The following is a 12,317-nucleotide window of genomic DNA, read 5'->3' as shown; positions in this document are numbered from 1 at the left end:
CGACATGCTTACATATTAAGAATTTCAGACAATATATTCCGACAACATGAAACTTGTTGAGCTGATAGGCAATACACCTCTGGTTGAACTGAATAAACTTAATCCCAGCGATGGGAGAGTTCAGCTGGTTGGCAAGCTTGAATCCCGAAATCCTGGCGGTTCGATAAAAGACCGGGTGGCACTTTCCATGGTTGAGGCAGCTGAGAAGAGCGGTGAGCTGACCCATGATAAGATTCTTTTGGAGGCGACCAGCGGTAATACCGGCATCGGCATGGCCATGGTGTGTGCGGCAAAGCAATACCGTTGTCAGTTGATCATGCCGGAATCAGCCTCCATTGAACGGCGCCTGATTATGCAGGCCTATGGAGCTGAGATCATTCTTACTCCGGCCAAAAGGGCAACCGATGGTGCCATTGAAAAAGCCTATGCACTGGCCCGTGAGCATCCTGATCGTTACTTCCTTGCCGATCAGTTTAACAACCCGGCTAACTGGCAGGCCCACTATAAGGGCACAGCGCCGGAAATCTGGGAGCAAACCGAAGGACGAGTAACCGATATCATTGTTACTTTGGGTACTTCGGGAACAGCCATGGGGCTGTCGAGATGGTTTAGAGATCATCATCCAGAGGTTCGGGTGATAGCGGTGGAGCCCTATGCCGGTCATAAAATCCAAGGGCTCAAGAACATGAAGGAGTCGTACAAGCCTGGTATCTTCGATAAAACTTTGCCCCACGCAATTGTCAACATTGCCGACGAAGATGCTTTTCAAACGGTGCGTCGACTGGCGGCAGAGGAGGGTATCTTTGCCGGCATGAGCAGTGGTGCGGCCATGTTTGTTGCTCTGCAGCGGGCAAGGGAGATCGACGAGGGGTATATTGTGGCCCTTTTGCCCGATGGTGGAGAACGATACCTGAGCACCGCTCTTTTTGTGCAGCAGGAAAAAACACCTGCAGATGAGTCACAGTTGAAGATCTTCAACACCATGACCCGTAAAAAGGAGGTTTTTCGTCCGATCAATCCCGGCAAGGTGACGCTGTATGCCTGTGGCCCCACAGCTTTTGAGTCACCCAATATCGGTCATGCCCGCCGGTTGATTGTAGCTGACCTGATCAACCGTTATCTGCGATCTTGCGGTTATGCTGTTGATTTGTACATGAACTTCACTGACCTCGACGATAACACCATCAATGGTGCCATTGAGGCCGGTGCCGGCTTAAAAGAGTTTACCGGCCGCTACATCAGAGAGTTCATGGAGGCAATGGAGGTGTTGAGTATTGAAAAGGCGGCGGGATACCCCCTTGCCTCCGAACATGTCGAAGATATGATCGAGATTGCTCATGACCTCACTCACAAGGGGTTTGCCTATGAAAAGCTGGGCTCGATTTACTTTGATATCTCCAAGTTCAAATCCTATGGGCGGCTTTCCGGCATTGACCTCAGTAAGATCAAGCTTGGCCAGACCGTGGATCTTGATAACTACGAAAAAGATAATCCACGTGATTTTACACTGTTGAAACGCTCCACCCTGGCAGAGTTGAAAGAGGGTATTTTCTATGAAACCGACTGGGGCAATGTCCGACCGAGTTGGCATATTGAATGTTCCGCCATGTCGACCAGGTATCTTGGTGAAACCCTGGACATCCATACCGCCAGTCAGGATCTGGTTTTCCCGCATCACGAGAATGAGATCGCTATTGCAGAGGCCCTTACCGGCAAGCCCCTGGCTAACTATTGGATGCACTCCGGGCAGTTACGCAAGGATGGCCGTAAAATGGCAAGTGAGGCCGGCAATATTGTCACCCTGCGAGAGGTGTTGGGACGGGGATACTCCGGCCGCGAGATCAGGTTCATGCTTCTGGGAGTACATTACCGCAAGCCGATGCTGTTTTCCTACAAGCGGCTTGACGCTGCACGCACAGCCCTCCGGCGCATTGATGAGTATACCCGCAAGCTCATGTGTCTGCCCGCAGGGTTGCCCCACCCGGAAGTTGCCAGTTCAGTGTCGGAGCTCGAACGGTGCTTTATCGAGGCAATGAACGATGATCTTAACATTTCCGGAGCACTGGGTGCCTTATTTAACTTCATCAAGGTCACCAACCCCATTGTCCAGGCCAGCCAGTTGGACCGCGAGCAGAAGAATGATATTCTGGACGTGTTGCGGACGATCAATACCGTGTTGGGTGTCCTGCGTCTGGAGCAGTGCCCTCTTACACCGGAAATTGATCGCTTGATTCGGCAACGGGAGAGAGCTCGACAGATCAAGGACTGGACAGCAGCAGACTCTGTCCGCGAGGAGTTGCTGCGAAAGGGCGTGACGGTTCATGATACTGCCGCCGGTCCGATCTGGGAACAGCTTGATGAAGGGGCACCTTGAAAGAAAAAAGTGCCTGTCTGCTGTCTGTAATATACTTGCACCCATGACTATTCCCCGGTACATTGGCACCACATTATTGCGCCAGTAGCTCAGTTGGATAGAGCAACGGCCTTCTAAGCCGTGGGTCAGGGGTTCGAATCCCTTCTGGCGTGCCAGTCCATACAGCCACTTAGCCGGTTTCTGCTAGGTGGCTTTTTTTATTTGGTGCTCGTGATTGTTTTACAGGCAGTGGCCAACAAAAAAAGCACCTGACGAGTGTTCGCCAGGTGCTTGATTGTGTGGTGGGCCGTTAGGGATTCGAACCCCAGGCCAATTGATTAAGAGTCAACTGCTCTACCAGCTGAGCTAACGGCCCCAATTAAACAACAAACTGCAAAGGCAATCGAGAGAAAATGCGTATCAATTGCGACAGCTTTTTTAGCACACCGTTACCTTGTCGTCAAGAAAGAAGAGTGATGGAAAAGAGGTCTTCGCCCATGAGCATTGTATGATAGGACAGGGCAAGAGGAAGTACCTGTTGTTGGCATGGAAAATATCCTTGACTTTGTGCTGAGTTACTCTAATTTCAAAAGATCAGATTATTTTTATAAAAACGGAGATAAAAAAACTTTATGGTCACTGCAGAACCAGCGTCTGCCCCTTCGACATCCTCGGACGAGGAACCTCCTGGTAAGTCGTTTTTTGAGAAAATAAAGTCTGCCCTTGGTTTTCGTGGTGCTCCTGACACCACCAAAGAGCTCGAGCATGAGATTCAGGGGTTGCTTGAGGGTGGCGAAGAGCAGGGATTGATCACCCTGCATGAAGAACAGCTGATCAACTCTATCTTTGAACTACGGGAAACGGTCGCCTCTGAAATCATGACCCCATCGGCGGAGATGGTTTGCGCCGAACTCAACACCTCGATTCCGGAGTTGATACGGCTGATTAGTGAGGAAGGATATACTCGTATTCCAATTTATCAGGGTACTTCCGATCATATAATCGGCATTCTCCATGCCAAGGACCTCCTCGGTATCTGTGCGCGTGGGGGCGATACTCAAATCGATCTGAGAGAATTTTTAAATCCTGCCACCTATATTCCCGAATCAAAGCCGATCCCCGAACTGTTACGCGAATTTCAATCGAAAAAAATTCATCTGGCCATTGTTGTCGACGAGTTCGACAGTGTCCGGGGGTTGGTGACCCTTGAGGATGTGCTTGAAGAGATCGTTGGTGAAATTATTGATGAACATGACGACGAAGAAAATGAGTTGCGTGTTGTCGATGAGCGGGCAGTGATTGTCGATGCCAAGATTGACATTGAAGAGGTTGAAAATCATTTTCACTTGACCCTGCCGGAGGGACCCTACGAATCAGTGGGTGGTTTTATTATCCATCGGCTGGGCAAAGTGCCGCCGTCCGGTACCGTTGTCCAGGAAAGCGGTCTCACCTTTAAAGTGTTGGGGGTTGACCCGCGACGCATCAAGAGTGTACGGATTGTTCGCAACGCAGACATCCAGACCCAGGACTGAGGTTCAGCCCAACCTCCTGTGGGCGGCTCTTGTCTCCGCCGCTCTGTCAGCCTTGGCCATGCCCGGAAAGATCGGGTGGTGGCCTCTGCTGTTTGTTGCTCTGGTTCCTCTTCTGCGGCTGTGCCTTAACGACCGTCCCCTGCGCAGTGTTGCCGCCGGGTTTCTCTTTGGTGTGGTGTACCATCTGGCCTTGCTGTACTGGATTTTAATTGTCCTGGGGCAGTACGGCGATTTACCGCTTTGGGTGAGCCTGCCGGCGCTTGTACTGCTGGCCTCATACATGGCCGGCTATTGCGCGGTGTTTTGCGGACTGCTCAGCCTGCTGGCCGGGCGTGCAAAGGATCAAGAACGATCTGCGGTCGCGTTTGTTTGGATCGCGCCACTGTTCTGGGTGGGGCTTGATTATCTGCGTTCCGTTCTTTTTACCGGTTTCCCGTGGATGGATCTCGGGTATGGTCTGTTCAGTCAGCCCTGGCTGATCCAGGCGGCAGACCTTGGCGGGCATCATCTGCTCACGTTTTTTCTTGTGCTTGGCAACTGTTTACTGGTCGCTGGCCTGGATTGGCGGCAATACCGCAGTCGTTACCGGCAGCGATCCGAGCGCCGGCTGTTGCTTACGGCCGGAGTCCTGTTTGTTGCTGTGATCGGCTATTCGCTGGTGCGCTATCATGCCGTTGCAACGACGATCAATCACTCTTTGCAGGCACGGGTGGCCGTGGTGCAGGGCAATATTGATCAGGCGATCAAATGGTCACCGGCCATAAAGGCGGAAACAGTTGATACCTACCTGCGACTGTCACGACAGGTGCTGGACGGAGAAGCGGCACAACTGATCATCTGGCCGGAAACCGCTCTGCCGTTTTATCCACAACAGGACACGCTGATCGGCAAGGTGATCGGGTTTACCACAGACACTAACACCTGGCTGTTCACCGGGGCACCGTTGTACTCGGTCACTGTTAAAAAAGAAGGAGAGGAAGAGATCCGCTATTACAACGGGTCCATCCTGATCGGTCCGGAGGGGAAAGTCGGTGGCGAGTATAACAAGCAACACCTTGTTCCTTTCGGCGAATATGTCCCCTTGCGCCGGTATCTGCCCTTTCTGCAACCCCTTGTCGTCAATATCGGCGATTTTTCAGCCGGCACCGTCACCGGCCCTCTGCCGCTTGGCCCGTTGTGGCTGGGAGTGCTCATCTGTTATGAGTCGATCTTTCCCGACATCGCTGCAACGACCGTCAAAAAGGGGGCAAACATGCTGGTCAATCTGACCAATGATGCCTGGTATGGGCGGTCGAGTGCACCGTATCAATCCATGGCCATGGCCGTCTTTCGCGCTGTGGAGAACAAGCGTTCTCTGGTTCGGGCTGCGAATACCGGTATCAGCGGTTTCATTGATCCTGTCGGGCATATCATGGTGCAGACCGAGATCTTCACAGAGGCTGCACAGGCGGCAGATGTACCGGTAATGAATCTGCAGACCGTGTTCACCTGGAATGGTTCATATTTCGGGCTGATCTGTGCTGTTCTGATGCCGTTTTTTCTGCTGCTGAACCGATACAGAGCCCGCAGTTAGCACCCGGTGCCAATACCGGGGCATGCACATCGGTGTGCGGAGTTTCTTTCTTGAGACTTGAACCGTTTCTGTTTAATATACCTTCCATTTAAAAAAAGAGGCGGGCGGTCAGTTATGACCGGCCATGTTTGTCAACTGCCTGCAAGCGCGATAAAAAGTACGTTTGTGTGTTTATTCAATGAGGTGATCCATGGGTGATGTAACCGAATCAGCGGAATCAAAACAACTGATCGACAACCTGAAAGGCAAGATGCTTTTGCTTAAGGAGCATCTTTGACTTAGATGGCAAGCGTGAACAGGTTGAACTGCTGGAGCTCCAGACCGTCAGTCCTGGTTTCTGGGACAATCAGTCTGAGGCCAAACGGGTTCAGCGGCAGTTGGGAGAGCTCCAGGATCTGATTGAAGTCTGGGATAAAAACTATACCGACCTTGATGAAACCGGCATGCTGCTGGAGATGGCGCTTGAAGAGCGTGACGAGGCAACCTACAGGGAGGTGGTGGCCAGTCTTGATGAGCTGCGGCAGCGTATTGATCTGGTCGAATTGGAGTGTATGTTCTCCGGCGAACATGACGGGAACAATGCCATGCTGACCATCCATGCAGGCGCCGGCGGGACCGAGGCTCAGGACTGGGTCAGTATCCTGCTGCGCATGTACTTGCGGTGGGTGGAGGACAAGGGGTTTAAGTCGGATATCCTTGACTACCAGGCCGGCGAGGAGGCCGGTATCAAGAGCGTAACCATTATGGTGAAGGGCAAGAATGCGTACGGCTATCTCCGCTCTGAGATCGGTATCCATCGATTGGTCCGTATCTCACCTTTTGATTCCAGCGGTCGGCGACACACCTCTTTTGCTTCGGTCATGGTCATGCCTGAGCTGGATGATGACGTTGACATTGAGATCAATGACAAGGACATCCGGATCGATACCTACCGTGCCAGTGGTTCGGGCGGCCAGCATGTCAATAAAACCGATTCCGCCATCCGGATCACCCATTTCCCCACGGGAATTGTGGTGCAGTGTCAGAGTGAACGGAGCCAGCACAGCAACAAGGCAACGGCTATGAAGATGCTGACGGCGCGATTATATGAGCGGGGGAGAGAGGAAAAACAGCGTGCCCAGGAAAATCTCCAGGGTGACAAAAAGGATATCGCCTGGGGCAGCCAGATACGTTCCTATGTGCTCCAGCCGTATCGGTTGATCAAGGATCATCGGACAAATACCGAAGATGGCAATGTCGATGCAGTTCTTGATGGGCGGCTGGATCCCTTTATCAAGGCGTATCTTCTTTGGCAGCACCATTAAGGGGCAATGTGGTGAGCGGGGTGCATAAGACTGTCCGTCAGCAGCAGGAGAAAGTGGAACGACAGACCCTGTCCCCGTTTGCCTGTCTGAGCACCCGGTCAAGGGGACGGATGAGGCCGGAGGAACCCTGCAGCCTCCGAACCACCTTTCAGCGTGATCGGGACAGGCTTATTCACTCTAAAACCTTCCGGAGATTAAAGCATAAAACGCAGGTTTTTCTTGCTCCGGCCGGTGATCACTACCGTACCCGTCTTACGCATGTGCTGGAGGTCTCGCAGATTGCCCGGACTATGGCCGTCTGTCTGCGGCTGAACGAGTACCTGACCGAGGCCATTGCCCTTGGTCACGATCTCGGCCATACTCCGTTTGGCCATGCCGGTGAATACAGCCTTAATCTGCTCCATCCCAAAGGATTTAAACATTTCCGCCAGAGTCTGCGGATTGTTGATTTTCTGGAAAACGATGGTCGCGGTCTCAACCTGTCCTGGGAGGTACGCAACGGTATTCTCAAGCATTCCAAGGGGTATGGCGAAATTTTACCCGATGACATGACAGAACTGCCGGCCACTTTAGAAGGACAGCTGGTGCGCGTCGCCGATATCATGGCCTATGTTAATCACGATATGGACGATGCCCTGCGTGGCGGCATGATTCACAGTGATGATCTGCCCGGCCATTTACGAAAGATCATCGGCGATCGTTCTTCAGAGCGCATCAATGCCATGGTCAGCGATCTGGTGAACACCACCCTGCGGATGAACGACGGCCGACTGCACTTAGGTGAGCGGATGAACGAGACCATCAACGAGCTGCGAACGTTTCTCTACGACAATGTGTACCGAAACTACCGTGTTCACAACGAATTTGAAAAAGCCCAACGGATCATCCGGGATCTGTACGGATTTTTTCTCAAACACGAGTTCCCCAACGGCAGGATTGACTCCTGCTGCCCGCCACACGGGTTATCTTCGTCAGCCGATGCGATGCAGATGCGACATCGTCAGGTCTGTGACTTTATCGCCGGTATGACAGATCGGTATGCCCTGGCTCTCTACTCTCGGATCTTTATTCCCAGACCCTGGAGTGTGCTCTAGAAGTCTTTTTTTCATTCCCTCGCCTCAAGGCGCCGGGGTTTCATCTTTTAATCTAAGCGACTGCAAGTGATGCCCATTCAACAAAACGAAAAGTACGATTTACCCAAAGCCTACGAATTTACCGAGATTGAACGGCGCTGGTATGAACGATGGCTGTCTGATAAATCCTTCTCTGCGCAGATGGGTGAGGGGAAGCCGAGTTTCTCCATTGTCATCCCGCCGCCCAATGTGACCGGTGTGCTGCATATCGGGCATGCCCTGAACAACACACTCCAGGACGTGCTGGTCCGTTACCACCGGATGAAAGGGGACAACACCCTGTGGGTACCCGGGACCGACCACGCCGGTATTGCCACGCAAAACGTGGTTGAACGCCAGCTGGCCGGCGAGAAACTCAGCCGTCATGATCTTGGCCGGGAGAAGTTTATTGAACGGGTCTGGGCCTGGAAGGAAGAGAAGGGCGGAACGATCATCAACCAGCTGAAACGGTTGGGAGCCTCCTGTGACTGGGATCGAGAACGATTTACCATGGACGACGGACTGTCACGGGCTGTGCGCGAGGTCTTTGTCCGTCTGTTTAAAGAGGGGCTGATCTATAAGGGCGACTACATTGTCAACTGGTGCCCGCGCTGTCATACAGCACTTGCTGATGATGAGGTCGAGCATGATCCCACCGACGGCAAACTGTATCACATCCGTTATCCCTATGCAGACGGCTCCGGATATGTGGTGGTGGCAACAACCAGGCCGGAAACCATGCTTGGGGATACAGCGGTGGCGGTTCATCCTGAGGATGAACGCTATCAGCACCTGAAAGCCATTGGTATCAGGCTGCCGCTCACCGGCCGGACGGTACCGGTTGTGTTTGATCACCATGTTCAGCGGGAATTCGGCACCGGGGCGCTCAAGGTCACCCCGGCCCATGACCGTGACGACTACGAGATCGGCCTGCGGCATGATCTTCCCCGTTTGAAGGTCATAGATGATCAGGGGGTGATGAATGAGGCTGCCGGCGTTTATGCGGGGCTTGATCGTTTTGACTGCCGCAGGAAGGTGGTGGCAGATCTGGATGCGCAGGGGCTGATCGACAAGATCGAAGAGTATCAGCATGCGGTGGGCAAGTGCTACCGTTGTGCCACCGTGGTTGAGCCCACCACCTCGAAACAGTGGTTTGTCTCGGTGAAACCTCTGGCGGCAAAGGCTGTGGCTGCAGTGGAAGAGGGGCGGATCAAACTCTATCCCAACACCTGGTATCGCACCTTTTATGCCTGGATGGAGAATATCCGCGACTGGTGTATCTCACGGCAGATCTGGTGGGGGCACCGTATTCCGGCATGGACCTGTGAGGCGTGTCGCAGGCTGATTGTCGAGGTTAATGCGCCGGACGTGTGTCCGGACTGCGGCAGTACCCGTCTGCAGCAGGAAACCGATGTGCTCGACACCTGGTTCAGCTCGGCTCTGTGGCCTTTTTCCACCCTGGGGTGGCCGGAGCAGACCAGGGAGCTGGCCGTTTTTTACCCGACCTCGGTGTTGATCACCAGTTTTGACATCCTCTTCTTCTGGGTGGCGCGGATGATGATGATGGGGTTGCATGTCATGGGTGAGGTACCGTTTCATGATGTGTACCTGCATGCTCTGGTGCGGGATAAGTATGGCAAGAAGATGTCGAAATCCACCGGGAATGTCATTGATCCTCTGGTCATGATCGAGCAGTACGGAACCGATGCCTTTCGTTTCACGCTTACGGCCTTTGCCGCCCAGGGTCGCGAGATCAGGATGGATGAGGAACGGATCGACGGTTATCGGCGTTTCATCAACAAGCTGTGGAACGCGGCCCGCTTTGCCCAGATGCATCTTAAAGAGGTTGACCCAGCCATCACTGTAGCGGTCCGAAAAACAGAGGGACTGTCCCTGGCTCACCGGTGGATCTTAAGTCGACTGAATACAACCATTGCCGAGGTGCGAGCGGCACTTGACAACTATAACTTCAACGACGTTGCCTCCATCTCGTATCAGTTTGTGTGGCATGAGTTCTGTGACTGGTACCTGGAGTGGATTAAGGCCGATCTGTTCAGCGAAGAGATGTCACGGCGCAATCAGGCCCAGGCCGTGCTGCTGACCGTGATGGAGCAGGTGCTTAAACTGCTGCACCCTGTTATCCCCTTTGTCACCGAGGAGATCTGGAGCCAGCTGCCCGGCCGCCGTGGCTCGATCATGCATGCGTCTTTTCCGGAAACCAGGGCAGCCTGGGCAGACACCGAAGCAGAGACAACAATGAACCTGCTGATGGGGGTCATCTCCGGTCTGCGTACTATCCGCACCGAGGCAGAGGTGCATCCCAGTGCGAAAATCGAAGCCTTGCTTATCTGCCCGGATACCGGAAGACGAGCGATCCTTGAGCAGTATACAGAGGGCATGCAGGGGATGGTTCGGGCGGCTTCCCTTAAGATCGTGGCTTCGGGAACAGTTCCCGACGATGCCGGTCACGGACTGGTGCAGGATGTTGAACTCGTCGTACCGCTGAAAGGGATGATCGACGTGGCCGGAGAGCTGGAAAAACTGACCAGGGAGCAGGATAAACTGCAGAAAGAACTGGATCGGGTTATTGGTAAGCTCAGCAATGCCAAGTTCATCAACCATGCCCCGGAAACCGTGGTTGCCAAAGAACGGGAGAAGGAAACAGAGATCCGCACCCGGTTGGCGAAAACCATGGAGTCTATGGAACGGCTCTCAAAACTGAACTGATATGGATACCTTTCTTCTCGATACACTCTTGCGTAACTGTCTTGCCGAGGATCTGGAACACGGCGATATCACCACCCAGGCGATCTTCCAGCCGGAAGACCGGAGCACAGCCTGTTTTATCACCCGTCACCCCATGACCGTCGTCGGGATGGAGACCGTGGCTGCACGGGTTTTCCGTCTGCTCGACCCGGAGGTTGCATGCACGAACGCTGTAAGCGACGGCAGCCGGGTCGAGAAGGGCGTTGAGCTGCTGCGCATCAGTGGTGCGACGCGGACCCTTCTGCGGGCCGAACGGGTGGCACTCAACCTGGTGCAGCGCCTCTGCGGCATCGCCACCCTGACCACAGCATTCACCGATGCGGTCAGGCACACCAGAGCCGTTATTGTGGATACCCGGAAGACCACGCCGGGGCTGCGTCTTCTCGAGAAGTATGCAGTACGTGCCGCCGGCGGCCGTAACCACCGGTACTCCCTGAGCGACGGTGTGCTGATCAAGGATAATCACATCGCTGCCTGCGGTTCAATCACCGAGGCTGTGCAGCGTGTTCGGGCGCGGGTGCCGCATACGATCAACATTGAGGTGGAGACCGACACCCTGGCCCAGGTTGAAGAGTGCCTGGCCTGCAGGGTAGGTGTCATCATGCTGGATAACATGGATTTGGCAACCATGCGGCAGGCAGTGGCGCTGATCAACGGTCGCGCCACAGTCGAGGCGTCCGGAGGTGTCAACCTGCAGACAGTAACGGGTATTGCTGAAACCGGCGTGGACATCATTTCAGTCGGCGCCCTGACCCATAGTGCCCGTGCCTGCGATATTGGTATGGACTGGAGAGAGTAAGGGTTCAATTTTGCAGCCGGTTGTCCCGGTCTGAAGGATAAAAATCAAGAAGAACAATGAATAAACGGCTTTTTGTGGGTATTGATCTGCCGGAGGAGATCTGCGATCAGCTCAAACCCCTCTGCTGTGGTCTGCCTGGTGCCCGCTGGGTGCCACTGGAACAGCTGCACCTGACACTTTGTTTTATCGGTGAGACGGACGGTTCCACCTTTCTCGATATAAAAGAAGCCTTGAGCGAAATAGTTGCTGCTCCTTTTTCCCTGCAACTACGGGGAGTCGGTGCTTTCCCGCCACGGGGGCAACCACGCATTGTCTGGGTGGGTGTTGAAAAGTGCGAGCCTTTAATGATGCTGCAGCGCAAGATCACAACCCGTCTGTTTCAGTTGGGACTTTCTCTTGAAAATCGAAAGTATTCTCCGCATCTTACTCTGGCCCGGCTTCATCAGACCCCGCCTGCTCGGGTGGGTAAATTTTTCATTGAACACTCCCTGTTCGCCCTGCCTCCGTTTGCCGTTGACCGGTTTATTCTGTATTCGAGTGTTCTTGGGCGCAAGGGGTCCATCTACAGCATGGAACAGGCGTACAGGCTGGTGGCTGCCGATGCGTGAGAGTAGGGGATGGACGATGGGAAACTGTAGACCCTCTGCTCATCGTTCTTTTCGTGTCCTTGATGTCGGCTGTACGGGCAGTGTTCAGGGATGAGGGGGGTGATTGATGCACAAAAAAAAGCGGTCACAGAGTATTCTGTGACCGCCTGTATTTTCTGGAGGCGACGAGCGGATTTGAACCGCTGAATAATGGTTTTGCAGACCACTGCCTTACCACTTGGCTACGTCGCCTTAAAGTTTTGCATATATACCATGGATTTTATTTTTGAC

At 53.6% G+C, this 12,317-nt stretch carries 8 protein-coding genes and 3 tRNA genes; 9 read left to right on the top strand and 2 right to left on the bottom strand.

The window, feature by feature from the left end:
* Window positions 1-46: 46 nt before the first annotated feature.
* Together cysS and HP555_RS02390 are read left to right on the top strand one after the other, a co-directional pair.
* Complete coding sequence (cysS, locus tag HP555_RS02395; RefSeq protein ID WP_199263623.1) at window positions 47-2,374, top strand: cysteine--tRNA ligase; 2,328 nt, start codon at window positions 47-49, stop codon at window positions 2,372-2,374.
* Window positions 2,375-2,452: 78 nt separating this feature from the next.
* A tRNA-Arg gene (locus HP555_RS02390) sits at window positions 2,453-2,529 on the top strand.
* Between the two features lie 124 nt (window positions 2,530-2,653).
* On the opposite strand, the gene HP555_RS02385 is transcribed toward HP555_RS02390, so the two are convergent.
* Window positions 2,654-2,729, bottom strand: a tRNA-Lys gene (locus HP555_RS02385).
* Window positions 2,730-2,985: 256 nt separating this feature from the next.
* Between HP555_RS02385 and HP555_RS02380 the strand changes: the two genes are divergently transcribed.
* From HP555_RS02380 to thpR, 7 genes are all read left to right on the top strand, one after another.
* The gene (locus tag HP555_RS02380; RefSeq protein ID WP_199263622.1) at window positions 2,986-3,885 is read left to right on the top strand and encodes a hemolysin family protein; all 900 of its coding nucleotides are present in this window, start codon (window positions 2,986-2,988) and stop codon (window positions 3,883-3,885) included.
* Window positions 3,842-5,458 carry an apolipoprotein N-acyltransferase gene (lnt, locus tag HP555_RS02375; protein ID WP_269846853.1) on the top strand — a complete coding sequence of 539 codons (1,617 nt, stop codon included), beginning with the start codon at window positions 3,842-3,844 and terminating at the stop codon, window positions 5,456-5,458. The genes HP555_RS02380 and lnt overlap by 44 nt, the downstream gene beginning before the upstream one ends.
* 190 nt (window positions 5,459-5,648) lie before the next feature.
* Window positions 5,649-6,762, top strand: a protein-coding gene (gene prfB, locus HP555_RS02370) for a peptide chain release factor 2 (protein ID WP_199263620.1) whose coding sequence is annotated in 2 segments (ribosomal slippage) — window positions 5,649-5,732 and window positions 5,734-6,762 — 1,113 coding nt in all. Because the reading frame shifts where the segments join, the coding sequence is not laid out codon by codon here.
* Window positions 6,747-7,856, top strand: coding sequence for a deoxyguanosinetriphosphate triphosphohydrolase (locus tag HP555_RS02365; protein ID WP_233249228.1), 1,110 nt, complete (start codon window positions 6,747-6,749; stop codon window positions 7,854-7,856). Before prfB ends, HP555_RS02365 begins: the two co-directional genes overlap by 16 nt.
* Window positions 7,857-7,925: 69 nt before the next feature.
* A complete protein-coding gene (locus HP555_RS02360; RefSeq protein ID WP_199263619.1) occupies window positions 7,926-10,601 on the top strand; it encodes a valine--tRNA ligase in 2,676 nt (891 codons plus the stop codon).
* 1 nt (window position 10,602) lies between these two features.
* Complete coding sequence (gene nadC, locus HP555_RS02355) at window positions 10,603-11,439, top strand: carboxylating nicotinate-nucleotide diphosphorylase (protein WP_199263618.1); 837 nt, start codon at window positions 10,603-10,605, stop codon at window positions 11,437-11,439.
* A 56-nt stretch (window positions 11,440-11,495) separates the two neighbouring features.
* Window positions 11,496-12,047, top strand: a complete 552-nt coding sequence (gene thpR, locus HP555_RS02350; protein ID WP_199263617.1) for an RNA 2',3'-cyclic phosphodiesterase — start codon at window positions 11,496-11,498, stop codon at window positions 12,045-12,047.
* Between the two features lie 156 nt (window positions 12,048-12,203).
* Here the strand turns inward: thpR and HP555_RS02345 are convergent.
* A tRNA-Cys gene (locus HP555_RS02345) sits at window positions 12,204-12,278 on the bottom strand.
* Window positions 12,279-12,317: the final 39 nt, after the last annotated feature.

The organism is Desulfobulbus oligotrophicus (genome assembly GCF_016446285.1).
In the GTDB taxonomy this organism is placed as follows: Bacteria; Desulfobacterota; Desulfobulbia; order Desulfobulbales; family Desulfobulbaceae; genus Desulfobulbus; species Desulfobulbus oligotrophicus.
This window is presented reverse-complemented; position numbering and strand designations above follow the sequence as displayed.

Coding starts and splice junctions, on each gene's coding strand:
- nadC (WP_199263618.1), top strand. CDS start 10,603: ATGGATACCTTTCTTCTCGATACACTCTTGCGTAACTGTCTTGCCGAG.
- thpR (WP_199263617.1), top strand. CDS start 11,496: ATGAATAAACGGCTTTTTGTGGGTATTGATCTGCCGGAGGAGATCTGC.
- HP555_RS02360 (WP_199263619.1), top strand. CDS start 7,926: ATGCCCATTCAACAAAACGAAAAGTACGATTTACCCAAAGCCTACGAA.
- cysS (WP_199263623.1), top strand. CDS start 47: ATGAAACTTGTTGAGCTGATAGGCAATACACCTCTGGTTGAACTGAAT.
- HP555_RS02380 (WP_199263622.1), top strand. CDS start 2,986: ATGGTCACTGCAGAACCAGCGTCTGCCCCTTCGACATCCTCGGACGAG.